Below are 14,968 nucleotides of genomic sequence, written 5' to 3'. Positions count from 1 at the left end.
ACAGTAATGGTTTTTCATACAGGAAGGCAGCTATGTTGGCGCAACTCACCATCAGCAATTTCGCTATCGTTCGTGAACTGGAAATTGATTTTCACAGCGGCATGACCGCCATCACCGGGGAAACCGGCGCCGGGAAATCCATTGCCATCGACGCGCTGGGGCTGTGCCTCGGCGGCCGAGCCGAAGCTGACATGGTGCGCCGCGGCGCCAGCCGTGCCGACCTGTGCGCGCGCTTCGCGCTGAAAGATACCCCTGCCGCCCAGCGCTGGCTGGAAGAGAACCAACTGGAGAGCGGGCGTGAGTGTTTACTTCGCCGCGTGATCAGCGCTGACGGCCGCTCCCGCGGTTTCATCAACGGCACCGCCGTACCTCTTTCTCAGCTTCGCGAGCTGGGCCAGTTACTTATCCAGATCCACGGCCAGCATGCCCATCAGTTACTCACCAAAGCCGAACATCAGAAAACGCTGCTTGATGGTTATACCGGTGAGTATGCGCTTACTCAACGCATGGCGGAGCGCTACCGCCAGTGGCACCAGAGCTGCCGGGAGCTGGCGCAGCATCAGCAGCAGAGCCAGGAGCGCGCCGCCCGCGCAGACCTGCTGCAATACCAGCTCAAAGAGCTGAACGAATTTAATCCTCTGCCGGGCGAGTTCGAACAGATTGACGAAGAGTACAAACGTCTGGCCAACAGCGGCCAGCTGCTCAGTACCTGTCAGCATGCGTTAACGGTACTGGCCGACGGTGAAGAGGCCAATTTGCAAAGCCAGCTTTATATCGCTAAACAGCTGGTTAGCGAGCTGGTCGGTATGGATAGCAAACTCTCCAGCGTACTCGATATGCTGGAAGAAGCCTCTATTCAGCTCAGCGAGGCGACCGATGAGCTGCGCCACTACAATGACCGTCTCGATCTCGACCCTAACCGTCTGTTCGAGCTGGAACAGCGCATTTCCCGGCAGATTGCGCTGGCGCGTAAGCATCAGATTGCGCCGGAAGAGCTGCCGGCGTTCTATCAGGCCATGCTTGATGAGCAGCGTCTGCTGGACGATAGCGCCGGTTCGCTGGAGTCGCTGAGCCAGCTGGTCGTTGAGCATCACCGCCTGGCGCTGGAAACGGCGCAAGAACTGCACGCCCTGCGTCAGCGCAGCGCCGACGAACTCACCCAGTTGATTACTGAAAGTATGCACTCACTTTCTATGCCTCACGGCGTGTTTGCCATTGATGTCGCCTTTGATGAACGTCATCTGACCGCCGAAGGCGCCGACCATATTGAGTTCCGCGTTACCACCAACCCGGGGCAACCGCTGCAGCCGATCGCTAAAGTGGCCTCCGGCGGCGAGTTATCGCGTATCGCACTGGCTATTCAGGTTATTACCGCTCGTAAAATGGAGACCCCGGCGCTGATTTTCGATGAGGTCGATGTCGGCATTAGCGGCCCGACGGCGGCGGTGGTCGGCAAACTGCTCCGCCAGTTGGGAGAATCCACGCAGGTCATGTGCGTGACTCACCTGCCGCAGGTTGCTGGCTGTGGTCACCATCATTTCTTCGTTTGCAAAGAGACCGATGGCGAGATGACAGAGACGCACATGCATGCGCTGGATAAACGCGCCAGACTGCAGGAACTGGCCCGTCTGCTGGGCGGTAGCGAGGTGACCCGCAACACCCTGGCGAACGCGAAAGAGTTGCTTGCGGCGTAAACTTTTTGATTTTCACAGAGTCATAGTGAACAGCAAATTGCCAATAGACCTGCAGTCGAAGGTTCCCAACCGGGCAAAGGTCTATTATTATCGGCATATTACAGATGAGCCACGTATTGCTCGGGCCCAAAAAGGAATCAAATCACTATGCGCTGTAAAACGCTGACTGCTGCCGCAGCGGTTCTCCTTATGTTGACCGCAGGCTGTTCCACTCTGGAACGAGTGGTTTACCGTCCTGATATCAACCAGGGTAACTATCTGGCACCAACCGATGTCGCAAAAATTCGTGTCGGCATGACACAACAGCAGGTTGCTTATGCGCTGGGTACGCCGATGATGTCAGATCCATTTGGTAGCAACACCTGGTTCTACGTTTTCCGCCAGCAGCCGGGCCATGAGAAAGTGACCCAGCAGACCCTGACCTTGACCTTCGACAGCAGCGGTGTGTTAACCAACATTGATAACAAACCGGCGCTGACCAAGTAATCTCAGGCCAGTTGAAATGCAAAAAGCGCTCAATGAGCGCTTTTTTTATTGTGCATTCCCGCTTATTTCTCGGCGTGCTTTTCAGCCCGCTGCCGGCGCAGCTCTTTCGGGTCAGCAATCAGCGGGCGATAAATCTCTACGCGGTCGCCATCATGGACTTCGTCATGCAGCTTAACCGGACGGCTGTAGATGCCGACTTTATTCTTCGCCAGATCGATATCTTCGCGCAGCGCCAGAATCCCGCTGGAGATAATCGCCTGCTCGACCGTTGCCCCAGCCTGCAGCTTCACGCGTTGCAGGTACTGTTTTTCCGGCAACGCATAGGCGACTTCAACCACAATATTAGCCGACACGATACACCTCTTTGGCGCGCGTGGTGAACGCCTGCACCATATTGGCGGCCAGCTCTTTAAAGATGCGACCAAAAGCCATTTCAATCAGCTTGTTGGTGAACTCAAAATCGAGATGAAACTCAATTTTGCACGCATCCGGGCTGAGCGGAATAAACTTCCAGCCGCCAATCAGCTTTTTGAACGGCCCATCGACCAGGCTCATCAGGATACTCTGGTTATCGGTCAGTGTATTACGCGTCGTGAAAGTCTTGCTGATGCCGGCCTTGGACACATCAACCGCCGCCGTCATTTGCGTCGGCCCGGCCTCCAGCACTCGGCTACCGGTGCAGCCAGGCAGGAAATCGGGATAGGACTTCACATCATTTACGAGTTGATACATCTGTTCCACGCTGAAAGGCACCAGCGCAGTACGGCTAATCTGAGGCATAGCAGGTTCCACATTTAAACACGGGACAAATAATATCATTTATCTGCTGCTAAAAAAAACGCTGTACCATAACTCGTGCTAAGATAACCCATTACGCCTCGCAGGAAGGATTGAGGTAACAATGTTTAGAACTAGCGATGACTTCAGGACATTATGACTAAGAAAAAAGCCCACAAACCTGGATCAGCCACCATTGCGCTGAATAAACGCGCCCGTCACGAATACTTTATCGAAGATGAATACGAGGCAGGCCTCGCGCTGCAGGGTTGGGAAGTGAAATCTCTGCGAGCCGGCAAAGCCAACATCGGCGATAGCTATGTCATTCTGAAAGATGGCGAAGCCTATCTATTCGGCGCCAACTTTACGCCAATGGCGGTCGCCTCCACGCATTACGTTTGCGATCCGACCCGTACCCGCAAGCTGCTGCTCAATCAGCGCGAGCTCGATGCGCTATACGGCCGCATCAACCGCGAAGGTTATACCGTCGTCGCCCTGTCTTTGTACTGGAAGAACGCCTGGTGCAAAGTGAAAATCGGCGTGGCGAAAGGTAAGAAACAGCACGATAAGCGCACCGACGTGAAAGATCGTGAATGGGCGGTAGATAAAGCGCGCATCATGAAGAACGCCGGCCGGTAATCTCCCCCTTTTCTGCGGGCCAGCTCCCTCTGGCCCTACGCTATATTGCTGTTGTCGCTGCTTTTTCACTCGATATGCCGCCAGAATCCTCGCTGCAGGGGCTGGTAACCACCCTCACAAATCTGTTATACTTCAAGTACACATTGGGGCTGATTCTGGATTCGACGGGATTCGCGAAACCCAAGGTGCATGCCGAGGGGCGGTTGGCCTCGTAAAAAGCCGCAAAAAAATAGTCGCAAACGACGAAAACTACGCTTTAGCAGCTTAATAACCTGCTTAGAGCCCTCTCTCCCTAGCCTCCGCTCTTAGGACGGGGATCAAGAGAGGTCAAACCCAAAAGAGATCGCGCGGATGCCCTGCCTGGGGTTGAAGTGCTAAAACTAATCAGGCTAGTTCGTTAGTGGCGTGTCTGTCCGCAGCTGGCGTGCGAATGTAAAGACAAACTAAGCATGTAGTACCGAGGATGTAGGAATTTCGGACGCGGGTTCAACTCCCGCCAGCTCCACCAAATAATGATCCGGATACGTCCGGTGAAGTACAGAAAGCCCGCATGGTACAAGCCCTGCGGGCTTTTTTGTGTCTGCCGTAGTCCGAGAACATCCGGCTAAATCCAGAGAAAATTGGTACACGTTTAGGTACACGCTATAATGTGATCCATTAAACGTGTACCAATTATGGAAGGAATCCAGACATGGCGCGTATCACACGCCCCCTCACTAACAACGAGCTCCTTAAAGCTAAGCCCCGAGGAAAAGACTTCACTCTGCATGATGGTGATGGCCTGTTCTTACTCGTCAAAACCTCCGGTAAAAAACTCTGGCGCTTCCGTTATCAACGACCGGGAAGCAGCAACCGTACAAATTTGAGTCTAGGCTCATATCCTGCCCTTACACTCGCAGCAGCTCGTCAGATACGCGACCAGCACTTAACCACGCTCGCGCAAGGCATGGATCCACAACAGCAGCAAGAGCAAGCATCAGAACAACGCCAGATTGAGTTAGACAGCATTTTCTCAACTGTGGCCACTAACTGGTTCCAGATTAAAAGCAGAAGCGTCACAGAAGATTATGCTAAAGACATCTGGCGTTCATTAGATAAAGATGTATTCCCTACTATAGGCGCGATACCCGTTCAGGAGATAAAGGCCAGAACGATTGTTGAAGCATTAGAACCAATCAAAGCGCGTGGTGCATTGGAGACTGTTCGCCGTTTAGTGCAGCGCGTAAACGAGATAATGATTTATGCAGTTAATACCGGTCTCATTGACGCCAATCCTGCATCAGGCGTAGGTATGGCTTTTGAAAAACCCAAAAAGCAAAATATGCCAACGCTGCGGCCAGAAGAATTGCCGAAGCTAATGCGCTCAATCACAAGATCTAACCTGTCTCTCCCCACTCGTTGTCTGATCGAGTGGCAGTTACTGACCTTAGTACGACCATCTGAAGCTTCATCAACAAAGTGGGAAGAGATTGATTTAGAAAAGAAATTGTGGACAATCCCAGCTAATCGAATGAAAGCTAAGCGTGAACATATCGTACCTATATCACAGCAGATGATAGAAATACTGGAAATAATGAAACCGATAAGTAATCATCGAGAGCATGTTTTCCCTAGTAGAATTAAGCCAAATAATCCCATGAACAGTCAAACAGCTAATGCAGCCATAAAACGCATAGGGTTTGAGGGAACATTAGTTGCTCACGGATTACGCTCGATTGCCAGCACCTGTTTAAACGAAGCTGGGTTTGATGCTGACGTCATTGAAGCTGCATTAGCTCACAAAGATAGCAATCAAGTCAGAAGTGCTTACAACAGATCAACCTATTTGGAACAACGTATTGAACTCATGAACTGGTGGGGGAAATACGTGGACGAATCGAGAATAAAAGGAGTATAACGATTGAAACTTAATGCAGAAAAAGAGAAAGTTTTAGCAAATCCAGAAGCTGGCCGCCTCTACTCATTACTTAATGAGTTAGAGTCTGAAGGAAAACTGATATTATCTGATGCAGAGTTATATTTTGATTTTCCTTTATATAAAGATGATGATGATCAACTTGTTATTTCTCCATTAATGCTTGTATCTCGCTTTTACGGAATAATAATTTTCTATTTATCAACTAGCAATGATCGAGATGTTCATCAGAAAATTTTTGTTGAAGAGGAAAACTTAGATAATATTTATGGTCAAATATTTTCCAGATTAGTTAAGCAAAAAAATCTCAGGCAAACAAAGAGAACACTAAAAATAAGCATAGAATCATGTATTTATGCTCCTCACCTGACACAATCACCAGATATTGGAATTGAAAGTGAGATTGTCACCTCAAAAGCAGCTCTTGAGAAATTTATTACTGACCTTGAAGATATTGTTGATGACGACGTATACAGTGAGGCAGCTTCAACAATTGAAGGTGGGAAAGGTTTAATTCGTCAAAAAACAAGAGATGTTGATGGGTTTTCAGCCAGATCAAAAGTGGCTATAGTTAGCCAACTGGAATCTGCAATTTCGCGTTTTGACGCGGATCAGTTGAGTAGTTGCGTGAACGAAGTTGACGGAATTGAACGAATTCGCGGCTTAGCTGGCTCAGGTAAAACTGTTGTACTTGCTATGAAAGTAGCTATTACGCATCTTCGAAACCCCGAAAAGAAAATTTTATATACATTTAGTACTAAAGCGTTATATCAGCATGTTAAACGATTAATCACTCGTTTCTATCGTCAATTCGATGATGTTGATCCTGATTTTGATGATTCTATAAAAATAATGCATGCTTGGGGCGGACATACAACTCCGGGCGTTTATTATAATGCGTGTGTTAATAATAGCGCACCATTTTTAGATTTTGGGAAGGCTCAACGCCTCAACCAAAAAAACCCATTTTCATATGCGTGTAAGACATTAATAGAAGGATATGATGTACAACCGGAATATGATTATGTTTTCGTAGATGAAGCCCAGGATTTCGACAGTAATTTCTTGCAATTATGCTTGAAACTTGCTCAAAATGAAAATATGGTATTTGGGTTGGATGTTTTCCAAAATATCTTTCAAACTATAGCACCATCAATCAATGAAATACTTGGTAAAGATCGTCAACTAGGCTTAGATAAATTTTTAAATAAATGTTACCGCACTCCATGTGCAACTTTAGTCTGTGCTCATGCAATTGGCCTTGGCGTCTATAGAGATCAAGTTCAAGTCATACGAACCCCCGAGGATTGGATGAATCTGGGATACTCTATTGATGAGACAAAATATAAAAGTCAATTCGAGCAGGATGAAGATATAATTGTCTACCGCACAGAACAGGCATCACCTTCATTATATAATGAAAATAAAGAAAATCTTGTTATAACCAAAGAGCATGATGATATATTTAAAGAATGCAGTTGGGTAGCAGAAAAAATAAATGCTGATATTAAAGAGCAGGGTTTAAATGCATCCGACATATTGATAATTTGTGCCGATGATAGAAACTATAAAAGCTATTACTCAGTAATTTCCGAGTACTTGTCCAACTTCGGTATTGACATTAACAATGTCAATGCTGATCGATATAATATCAATGACTTTTCAATAGATAACAAAGTAACTTATTCAACAGTCCATAAAGCTAAAGGTAATGAAAGTTACAGTGTATATGTAGTGGGTAGTGAGTCTCTTTATTATAATCCTAATGTGAAAAACAGGAACTTACTTTTTACTGCAATGACACGAACTAAGGGGTGGCTAGTCATGACAGGTATTGGAACAGCAGCCCTTGAACTGTTCGATGAAATATCTGATGCACTTGATAAAGCACCATACCTTGAATTTAAATACCCACCAGACACAAAGATAAGACAAATTGAAATTGATTTGAAACGGGTTGAAACTGAAAATAGAAATGATGAGCTTGAAAAGCTTATCAAAGAATACGGAGCCGATGGGTTGAAGGCAATGATCCGTGAAGTGGAAGCTAAAAAGGTCAGAAAAAAATGATTTCACTAGGCCAGTTAAACGACTCTAAAAGAAATGCTATAAAGTTAGTCAGGGATGTAGGACTCCTTGGTAATTTTAACAATCAAATTACATACCCTAACACTATGCCGGGGGAGTTGCGTCCACTCTCTTACGAAAACGCATGGAAAAAATGCAAACAAAACTCATGGTTTGATATTGAACTTGATGATTCTTCATTATTGATATTTAAAAATGATGGTTATTCTTATGTTCGAGTCCCATTCTTTACATTATCATTTTCAGATTTTGCAGAGGAATTTTACGAAAGTGATCCTGAATGGAGAGAGGAAGAGAACAAACACGTAATAACTGAAGAATATGAAAAGTACCTAGATAGTCAATTAAAGACGCAACCACCAATGCCTGTCCGATTTGATATAGACTCAAATTATTACTGTGAGCATACACACCCTCTTTATCATTTTCACTTCGGTATTGAAAATGAAAGCCGCATTCCTTCAAATAGAGAACTAACACCAATTTCATTCACAGGTTTTATTCTGAGAAGTTTTTATCCAAAGGAATGGAAAACATTCGCGGAATCTACTGAGCTAGAGAAGTATCTAGTACATCTCAAAGGTAATTTAGATTATGTCCCACCTAATTATTGGAACGCATATGAACCCAACTTATTTTATTTAGGTTAGCCGACTTGAGCGCAATGCTCTCCCCGCCACGCCTGCCCGCTTAAGAGGTCACTTTTAATGCAGGTGCATGAACCGGCTCAGGCCGCGCCGGTACTGGCGTGGTGGGGGAAATAAAATACGGGGATTTGCATGCAAAACCATGCACCTTATGGATGCATGGCTTTTTTCAGGAAAAATAGCGGAATTTTCGGGGATTTTTTCGCGTGCTACCGTGCGACCAGTTCTGCACGTCGGCGGGTGTAAATCAGGTTCTGTGCCGGGGTGAATTTCTCTCGATTATCATCCCGCGAAGCCGAATCAGGCCTGAATCCGATGGCCGTTAAAATGTCGCTGTCCTGCGCGGAATAATTAATTTTGTCACCTGCGGCCAGCCACACTGACAGGGCTTCACGCAGATAATCAACCGAATGCTGCATGGCGCTCTGTTTTACTGCGGGAAGCTGTTCATTATACCCCATCAGTTCAGGCGCCAGCGTGGCGGCCAGCTCCGCGCCGTGCTGCTGCATAAAGTCATAGAGCCGGTTGCGGATGCTGATGTGCTGCACCTCCTCATGTGAGCGGATATAGCGACCGGCGGCCTGATTAATCTCCCATTTTTTCACGTCGATATTGTCGCGCAAATCCTGCATTTTGCGCTGGATTTGTTCGTCACCAGCAAGGAGCTGTTCACGGTATTCAAGTTCAAGGTCAGCCAGTTCGGCTTTACGTTTCAGCCAGGTGTTTTTGTTTGCCTGACAGGCCTCAAAGGCCTGCTGTATTGTCATAGTGGTCACGTGTCCCTCTCCTGATTAATGCCGGAACGGCGAGCTGTAGCAGCCCTGTGCTTTACGCGGCGGCAGTGGCGTCACCGGGGTGGGGGCAGGTTTCTCCGGTGCGGCACGTATCACACCGTCAACCGACTCGATGGTGCGGAAAGTGGCCGAACATTCGATATTGGTACACTGGTGATAACACTGTTTGACGTTTTCCGACAGATAACGGCTGGTACGGACGTGCGCGGTCTTTTTGCAGAACGGACAGTGAAACATAATTCAGCCCTCTGCCTGTTCGTGGGATTTTGCAGCCAGTTCAGCGGCAAGCTTCATCCGTCTGGCCGGGCTTCTTAACAGCGCCATATCAACCCCGGTTATGACCGGGCGATTCATGCCAGTTACAGACAGGACCGGCTCCTGCTCCATATCAAAATGATACAGGGCTGACTGCAGATTCAGGGCATCACCCAGCTCACGTGTCGCGGTCGCACGCGATGAGGTTTCTCCGCTCATTTCCAGCGACCGTATACGCAACAGGAAGGCACGTAACAGTGCGGGGCTGATACCGGCCAGCACCTTCTTCCATTCGCTGTTGGCGTAAGTGGTGAATGCTTTTTCATGGGCGCTGATATAAGCCGTACCGGAGGAGCATGCGCCAAGCATGGCGAGACTTTTGTCTTTCTCCAGCTCGGTAATCAGACCGGTGAACTCATCAGCCAGTTCGCGGCTGGCGATACGTTTACTGTGTTCAGCTTTCAGTTCAGGAGTGAGGTTGCCGCGCAGAGTTCGAAAGCGGCTGCGCCAGTCCTGTTCGGCCTGTGCGCTTTCACTGAGGGCGGTCTGTCGTTCCTGCTCACAACGCTGAATGGAAGCCTCAATGTCGCTGAGTTTACCCATGCTGGCCGTGTGTGCGTCTTTTGCTTCGTTAAGTGCGGCCAGCGCACCGGCAATACGTTGTTCCGCGCCTTCATCCTGTTTACTGATAACGGTCTGCATGGCTTTGATAATGAGTTCGGGTTTCATGTTCAGGCTCTCCGTGTGTTCAACCTGAAATGATTCTGACGCCTCCTGCACAACAACACGATTCATTGCCGTTGTCAGAGTGCTGGCACAAACAGACCTTATAAACCGGCTGGCCAGAGAAAGGTCGCAGGATAACCTTACTCACCGTTTGTTTTTTACTTATAACTATTCACCATTGTTCACCTTAAATAAAAATACAAATAATACAGTAAGTTAAAGGGTGAACAGTTGAGGGTCTGACTGTTCACCGTCTGTTCACCGTCTGTTCACCACTGTTCACCCTCCTGTTTTGCTCTGGCTATACCATTTAGACTTTATTTCGATTAAAAATGAAAAATATATAACTAAAACCAATATAAATTGCTGCATTGTAATGCAGTGATTTGCATATGTTTGCCAGCGTTTGCCTTTGTTTGCCAGAGCGAAAAGTCAATGTTTGTTTCCCCGAAAATCTCACATGACCTGAGGAAAAATATAGACATAATAAGGAGCTACCCGAAGCCGGACGGACACGACCGGCACTGTATGGACTTTGTGAGGTAGCCCGATGCACATCGCTTTTTCTTCCCCGTCTTCTGCCCCTGCCGCGCCACTGATGCCGGTTTCTGATACCGTTCACGAACGTTTTATCCGTCTGCCCGAAGTGATGCATCTGTGCGGCCTGTCCCGCTCGACCATTTACGACCTCATCAGCCGGGAAGCCTTCCCGAAACAAATCTCCCTCGGCGGAAAAAATGTGGCGTGGGCGCAGTCTGAAATCACTGCATGGATGGCGGATCGCATTGCCGAACGTAACCGGGGCTATGACGCATGATGATGACCGTTCAGCAAACAGCCCCTTTTTCTGGCTTGCTTCCGTTCGCCGTTTCCAGGTATAGTTTTCCCGCTGTCGCAAAATCGGCAGCCGGGATTGGCGTCCCGTTTACAACATTGGCGACACCGGACGCGCCTTGCGTCTTTTTTTGTGTCTATGCCTCAGCGCATCCATTTTTGATCCAGAGATTTATCTGTCTATGGATCCTTCGTGTAATGGTGGCTCAGGCGGGGGCTTCTCACGAAGCGCCGGTTTCCAATGTTGCCGGTTACGCCAACCCCGTCTGGGCTACCACCAGTGAAATTGGCGTTTCCAGTGGTAGCAGTCACATGCAAACATTGGAGGTTGCCACTATGGCTACGACCCTCACCCCGTCACACCCGCAGTTTGTCTTTGTGTTTGCCGCCGTTCGTCGCGCAGACCGTAAACCCCGTATTTGCATGCTCCGCACCGTTGCCGGTGATGAGCACGCCGCACGCCTTTCCCTCGTTCGCGATTACGTCCTCTCGTTCGCTGGCCGTTTGCCGGTTCTGGAGGTGCACGCATGAAACACACCACCATTACCGCCCGTGACCTCGAATGCCTTGAGCATATGCGCAACGTCGGCCATCTTGTCGGCGAACTGATGCAGGTGCAGGACTGCACCACCGTACGCCGTGACCCCGCACAACAATTACAGCTCACCTCCGTGATTTACCTCATGACCGCCCAGCTCGACGGTGTGGTCGAACGCTGCAACCAGCGCTGGCTGACCGGGGAGGGTAACGTATGAAAACTGCATTATCACCCGCTCTGCGTGCTGCGCTATACCGCCGCGCGGTCGCCTGTGCCTGGCTGACCCTGTGCACCCATCAGCACCGCTATCCGCACCTCACCCTCGACGCGCTGGAAAATGCCATTGCTGACGAGCTGGAGGGCTTCTACCTGCGCCAGCACGGCGAGGAAAAAGGTCGCCAGATAGCCTGTGCATTACTCGAAGATTTAATGGAAGCCGGTCCACTCAAAGCCGCGCCGTCGCTGTCCTTTCTCGGGCTGGCCGTGATGGATGAACTTTGCGCCCGTCACATCACCGCGCCGGTACTGCACTGAGGGAGACAACCACAATGAAAATGAACGTAACGGACACCGTGAAACAGGCGTGCGGCCACTGGCCGCGCATTCTCCCGGCGCTGGGGGTGAAGGTCATTAAAAACCGCCATCAGTCCTGCCCGGTGTGCGGCGGCTCTGACCGCTTCCGCTTTGACGATAAAGAGGGGCGCGGCACATGGTTCTGTAACCAGTGCGGCGCGGGTGACGGACTGAAACTGGTCGAGAAGGTGTTCGGTGTATCAGCCTCTGAGGCCGCCGGGAAGGTAAACGCCGTGACCGGCAGTCTGTCGCCGGTTGCCCCGGAGGTGATTGCGGCCGCAGAAGCCGGAACGGAGGCCGACCGGAAAGCGGCGGCAGAGCTTACCGTAAAACTGATGGAGAAAACCCACACGACCACTGGCAACGCTTATCTGACTGGCAAGGGCTTTCCCGGTCGGGAATGTCTGACGCTGACGACCATGCATAAAACTGGCGGTGTGACGTTCCGCGCCGGTGATTTGGTTGTCCCGCTGTATGATGATAGCGGCGTGCTGGTTAACCTTCAGCTTATCAATTCAGACGGTCTCAAACGCACCCTGAAAGGCGGTCAGGTCAAAGGGGCATGCCATATCATCGAAGGGCAAAAACAGGCGGGAAAACGCCTGTGGATCGCGGAGGGTTATGCTACCGCGCTCACCGTGCATCACCTGACCGGCGAAACCGTCATGGTGGCGCTGTCGTCCGTGAACCTCCTTTCTCTGGCGAGCCTTGCCCGTCAAAAACATCCAGCCTGTCAGATTGTCCTTGCTGCCGACCGCGACCTGAACGGCGACGGCCAGACCAAAGCCGCGGCGGCCGCAGACGCCTGTGAGGGCATGGTTGCCCTGCCGCCGGTGTTCGGTGACTGGAATGACGCATTTGAACAAAAAGGTGAGGATGCGACACGCAAAGCCATTTATGACGCTATCCGGCCACCGGCGCAAAGTCCGTTCGATACCATGAGCGAGGCTGAATTTACCGCCATGAGCGCCAGCGAAAAGGCGATGCGGGTGCATGATCATTACGGCGAAGCGCTGGCTGTGGACGCGAACGGTCAGCTCCTGTCCCGCTATGAAAATGGCATCTGGAAGGTGATACCGCCGTCCGATTTTGCCCGTGATGTGGCCGGACTGTTCCAGCGTCTGCGTGCCCCGTTCTCGTCGGGGAGGATCGCCTCCGTGGTGGAGACCCTGAAACTGATTATTCCGCAGCAGGATGCACCGGCGCGGCGTTTGATTGGCTTCCGTAACGGTGTGCTTGATACCAGCACCGGCATATTCAGTCCACACCATAAATCGTACTGGTTGCGTACGCTGTGCGATGTCGACTTTACACCACCGGTGGAGGGGGAAACGCTGGAGACACACGCGCCAAACTTCTGGCGCTGGCTCGACCGGGCAGCCAGCGGTAATGCCGAAAAGCGCGACGTGATTCTGGCCGCCCTGTTTATGGTGCTGGCGAACCGTTACGACTGGCAGCTCTTTCTCGAAGTGACCGGGCCGGGTGGCAGCGGGAAAAGTATTCTCGCCGAAATTGCGACCCTGCTCGCTGGGGAGGATAACGCCACGTCGGCCGACATCGACACGCTGGAAGACCCCCGCAAACGTGCATCCCTGATTGGCTTCTCGTTGATACGCCTGCCTGACCAGGAGAAATGGAGCGGCGACGGTGCCGGGCTTAAAGCCATCACCGGCGGCGATGCGGTATCGGTTGACCCGAAATATCAGAACCCGTATTCAACGCATATTCCGGCGGTGATTCTGGCCGTGAACAATAACCCGATGCGCTTCACCGACCGCAGCGGTGGTGTGTCACGTCGCCGGGTGATTATTCACTTCCCGGAGCAGATTGCGCCGGAGGAACGCGACCCGCAGCTCAGGGATAAAATTGCGCGCGAACTGGCCGTCATTGTGCGTCAGCTTATGCAGAAGTTCAGCGATCCAATGAGCGCCCGCGCACTGCTCCAGTCGCAGCAGAACTCCGACGAGGCACTCAGCATCAAACGCGACGCTGACCCGGCATTTGATTTTTGTGGCTATCTGGAGGCGCTGCCGCATACCAACGGGATGTTTATGGGGAATGCCAATATTATTCCGCGCCAGCCCCGTAACTATCTCTATCATGCCTATCTGGTCTATATGGAGGCCAACGGATACAGGAACGTACTCAGCCTGAAAATGTTCGGGCTGGGGCTGCCGATGATGCTCAAAGAGTACGGGATGAATTATGAGAAGCGGCATACCAAGCAGGGTACACAGACCAACCTGACGCTTAAGGATGAAAGCAACGGCGACTGGCTGCCGAAGTGCGACGAACCCGCAGCGACATAACCAACCTCAGACCGGCAAAAGCCGGTCTTTTTCTTTCTGACTATTACCGCAAGGTGAACAATCCACTGTTCACCCTTCACCGTATATTCACCCGTTATCACCATGAAATAATTGGAAAAAAACAAAAGGTGAACAGTGTGAACAGTAAAACCTAAAAAAACTTTTTATCCCCCCACCACATCGCCTGACCGTGCGCATCCAGAGCGAGAAAAAATCACAAAGGTGAAGAGTCGACTGTTCACTCTTCACCAACCATTCACCACTTATCACTATGATATTAAAAAGAAAAATAACGAGGTGAACAGTGTGAACAGTTAAATGCAAAAAAACTTTTTTTCAATGCTCATTGTTTAAGAAAAAAAGACCACATGAAAAAGGTGGCACATTTCTAAAGAGGGATCGTATTACTATGACATTTCATAATTGGTACACGTTTAGGTACACAACTGAAAGTTGAATACGGAAAAATCCTTTACATTTAATACATTAAGAAATTTATTCAGACTCCGCCAGCCCACCAAAATTCTCCATCGGTGATTACCAGAGTCATCCGATGAAGTCCTGAAAGCCCGCACAGCGCAAGCCCTGCGGGCTTTTTTGTGTCCTCAATTTGTCCCGCGAAGTCCGAAGAGAACTAATTAAATCCGAACCTTTTAGGCACCTTGTTAGGCACCTCACAAAGCTTTATTATTT

Annotated in this window: 16 protein-coding genes, 1 other RNA gene and 1 pseudogene; 13 read left to right on the top strand and 5 right to left on the bottom strand. The window is 50.0% G+C overall.

Features of this window, described 5'->3' with window-relative positions:
- Window positions 1–32 precede the first annotated feature (32 nt).
- A complete protein-coding gene (gene recN, locus KGA69_RS12095; RefSeq protein ID WP_032712315.1) occupies window positions 33–1,694 on the top strand; it encodes a DNA repair protein RecN in 1,662 nt (553 codons plus the stop codon).
- 147 nt (window positions 1,695–1,841) lie between these two features.
- Complete coding sequence (bamE, locus tag KGA69_RS12090; RefSeq protein WP_047044418.1) at window positions 1,842–2,180, top strand: outer membrane protein assembly factor BamE; 339 nt, start codon at window positions 1,842–1,844, stop codon at window positions 2,178–2,180.
- Window positions 2,181–2,242: 62 nt separating this feature from the next.
- Here the strand turns inward: bamE and KGA69_RS12085 are convergent, their stop codons facing one another.
- Window positions 2,243–2,533: an RnfH family protein gene (locus KGA69_RS12085; protein WP_015370249.1), complete on the bottom strand. Its 291-nt coding sequence runs from the start codon at window positions 2,531–2,533 to the stop codon at window positions 2,243–2,245.
- The gene (locus KGA69_RS12080) at window positions 2,523–2,960 is read right to left on the bottom strand and encodes a type II toxin-antitoxin system RatA family toxin (RefSeq protein ID WP_015370248.1); all 438 of its coding nucleotides are present in this window, start codon (window positions 2,958–2,960) and stop codon (window positions 2,523–2,525) included. Before KGA69_RS12080 ends, KGA69_RS12085 begins: the two co-directional genes overlap by 11 nt.
- 153 nt (window positions 2,961–3,113) lie before the next feature.
- Between KGA69_RS12080 and smpB the strand changes: the two genes are divergently transcribed.
- From smpB to KGA69_RS12055, 5 genes are all read left to right on the top strand, one after another.
- Window positions 3,114–3,596, top strand: coding sequence for an SsrA-binding protein SmpB (smpB, locus tag KGA69_RS12075; RefSeq protein WP_020078156.1), 483 nt, complete (start codon window positions 3,114–3,116; stop codon window positions 3,594–3,596).
- Window positions 3,597–3,741: 145 nt separating this feature from the next.
- Window positions 3,742–4,104, top strand: a transfer-messenger RNA (tmRNA) gene (gene ssrA / locus KGA69_RS12070).
- Between the two features lie 183 nt (window positions 4,105–4,287).
- On the top strand, window positions 4,288–5,493 hold the full coding sequence (locus KGA69_RS12065) for an integrase domain-containing protein (protein WP_137348436.1): 1,206 nt from the start codon (window positions 4,288–4,290) through the stop codon (window positions 5,491–5,493).
- A 3-nt stretch (window positions 5,494–5,496) separates the two neighbouring features.
- Window positions 5,497–7,581 carry a DEAD/DEAH box helicase gene (locus KGA69_RS12060; RefSeq protein ID WP_213292322.1) on the top strand — a complete coding sequence of 695 codons (2,085 nt, stop codon included), beginning with the start codon at window positions 5,497–5,499 and terminating at the stop codon, window positions 7,579–7,581.
- Complete coding sequence (locus KGA69_RS12055) at window positions 7,578–8,249, top strand: DUF2290 domain-containing protein (protein ID WP_137348434.1); 672 nt, start codon at window positions 7,578–7,580, stop codon at window positions 8,247–8,249. Before KGA69_RS12060 ends, KGA69_RS12055 begins: the two co-directional genes overlap by 4 nt.
- A gap of 206 nt (window positions 8,250–8,455) precedes the next feature.
- Here the strand turns inward: KGA69_RS12055 and KGA69_RS12050 are convergent, their stop codons facing one another.
- From KGA69_RS12050 to KGA69_RS12040, 3 genes are read right to left on the bottom strand one after another with little or no spacing between them, the layout of a single operon-like run.
- Entirely contained in the window at window positions 8,456–9,022 is a 567-nt protein-coding gene (locus tag KGA69_RS12050) for a phage polarity suppression protein (RefSeq protein ID WP_213292321.1), read from the bottom strand.
- Between the two features lie 15 nt (window positions 9,023–9,037).
- Window positions 9,038–9,277: an ogr/Delta-like zinc finger family protein gene (locus tag KGA69_RS12045; RefSeq protein ID WP_213292320.1), complete on the bottom strand. Its 240-nt coding sequence runs from the start codon at window positions 9,275–9,277 to the stop codon at window positions 9,038–9,040.
- Between the two features lie 3 nt (window positions 9,278–9,280).
- On the bottom strand, window positions 9,281–10,024 hold the full coding sequence (locus KGA69_RS12040; protein ID WP_172901406.1) for a capsid protein: 744 nt from the start codon (window positions 10,022–10,024) through the stop codon (window positions 9,281–9,283).
- 547 nt (window positions 10,025–10,571) lie between these two features.
- On the opposite strand from KGA69_RS12040, the gene KGA69_RS12035 reads away from it, so the two are divergent.
- From KGA69_RS12035 to KGA69_RS12015, 6 genes and pseudogenes are all read left to right on the top strand, one after another.
- Window positions 10,572–10,838: a helix-turn-helix transcriptional regulator gene (locus tag KGA69_RS12035; RefSeq protein ID WP_000546674.1), complete on the top strand. Its 267-nt coding sequence runs from the start codon at window positions 10,572–10,574 to the stop codon at window positions 10,836–10,838.
- Window positions 10,835–11,167 (top strand): annotated as a pseudogene (locus tag KGA69_RS24225) (ash family protein); the annotation flags it as partial. The gene KGA69_RS12035 and the pseudogene KGA69_RS24225, both read left to right, overlap by 4 nt.
- Window positions 11,168–11,191: 24 nt before the next feature.
- Window positions 11,192–11,386: a host cell division inhibitor Icd-like protein gene (locus tag KGA69_RS24220; RefSeq protein WP_249417932.1), complete on the top strand. Its 195-nt coding sequence runs from the start codon at window positions 11,192–11,194 to the stop codon at window positions 11,384–11,386.
- Window positions 11,383–11,610, top strand: a complete 228-nt coding sequence (locus KGA69_RS12025; protein WP_024154761.1) for a hypothetical protein — start codon at window positions 11,383–11,385, stop codon at window positions 11,608–11,610. The genes KGA69_RS24220 and KGA69_RS12025 overlap by 4 nt, the downstream gene beginning before the upstream one ends.
- Complete coding sequence (locus tag KGA69_RS12020) at window positions 11,607–11,927, top strand: DUF5375 domain-containing protein (protein ID WP_024154762.1); 321 nt, start codon at window positions 11,607–11,609, stop codon at window positions 11,925–11,927. Before KGA69_RS12025 ends, KGA69_RS12020 begins: the two co-directional genes overlap by 4 nt.
- 14 nt (window positions 11,928–11,941) lie before the next feature.
- Window positions 11,942–14,275: a primase-helicase zinc-binding domain-containing protein gene (locus tag KGA69_RS12015; protein WP_096884165.1), complete on the top strand. Its 2,334-nt coding sequence runs from the start codon at window positions 11,942–11,944 to the stop codon at window positions 14,273–14,275.
- The last annotated feature ends 693 nt before the right edge of the window (window positions 14,276–14,968 follow it).

It is taken from the genome of Klebsiella sp. A52 (genome assembly GCF_018388785.1).
GTDB classification, from domain to species: domain Bacteria; phylum Pseudomonadota; class Gammaproteobacteria; order Enterobacterales; family Enterobacteriaceae; genus Klebsiella; species Klebsiella aerogenes.
Note: the sequence above shows the minus strand (reverse complement) of the source record. Positions and strands in the feature narration are given on the sequence as shown.

Bases quoted from the DNA above. Each gene is read 5' to 3' on its own strand.
- KGA69_RS12045 (WP_213292320.1), bottom strand. From the start codon at position 9,277: ATGTTTCACTGTCCGTTCTGCAAAAAGACCGCGCACGTCCGTACCAGC.
- KGA69_RS24220 (WP_249417932.1), top strand. From the start codon at position 11,192: ATGGCTACGACCCTCACCCCGTCACACCCGCAGTTTGTCTTTGTGTTT.
- KGA69_RS12015 (WP_096884165.1), top strand. From the start codon at position 11,942: ATGAAAATGAACGTAACGGACACCGTGAAACAGGCGTGCGGCCACTGG.
- KGA69_RS12055 (WP_137348434.1), top strand. From the start codon at position 7,578: ATGATTTCACTAGGCCAGTTAAACGACTCTAAAAGAAATGCTATAAAG.
- recN (WP_032712315.1), top strand. From the start codon at position 33: ATGTTGGCGCAACTCACCATCAGCAATTTCGCTATCGTTCGTGAACTG.
- KGA69_RS12035 (WP_000546674.1), top strand. From the start codon at position 10,572: ATGCACATCGCTTTTTCTTCCCCGTCTTCTGCCCCTGCCGCGCCACTG.
- smpB (WP_020078156.1), top strand. From the start codon at position 3,114: ATGACTAAGAAAAAAGCCCACAAACCTGGATCAGCCACCATTGCGCTG.
- KGA69_RS12065 (WP_137348436.1), top strand. From the start codon at position 4,288: ATGGCGCGTATCACACGCCCCCTCACTAACAACGAGCTCCTTAAAGCT.
- KGA69_RS12025 (WP_024154761.1), top strand. From the start codon at position 11,383: ATGAAACACACCACCATTACCGCCCGTGACCTCGAATGCCTTGAGCAT.
- KGA69_RS12020 (WP_024154762.1), top strand. From the start codon at position 11,607: ATGAAAACTGCATTATCACCCGCTCTGCGTGCTGCGCTATACCGCCGC.
- KGA69_RS12080 (WP_015370248.1), bottom strand. From the start codon at position 2,960: ATGCCTCAGATTAGCCGTACTGCGCTGGTGCCTTTCAGCGTGGAACAG.
- bamE (WP_047044418.1), top strand. From the start codon at position 1,842: ATGCGCTGTAAAACGCTGACTGCTGCCGCAGCGGTTCTCCTTATGTTG.
- KGA69_RS12040 (WP_172901406.1), bottom strand. From the start codon at position 10,024: ATGAAACCCGAACTCATTATCAAAGCCATGCAGACCGTTATCAGTAAA.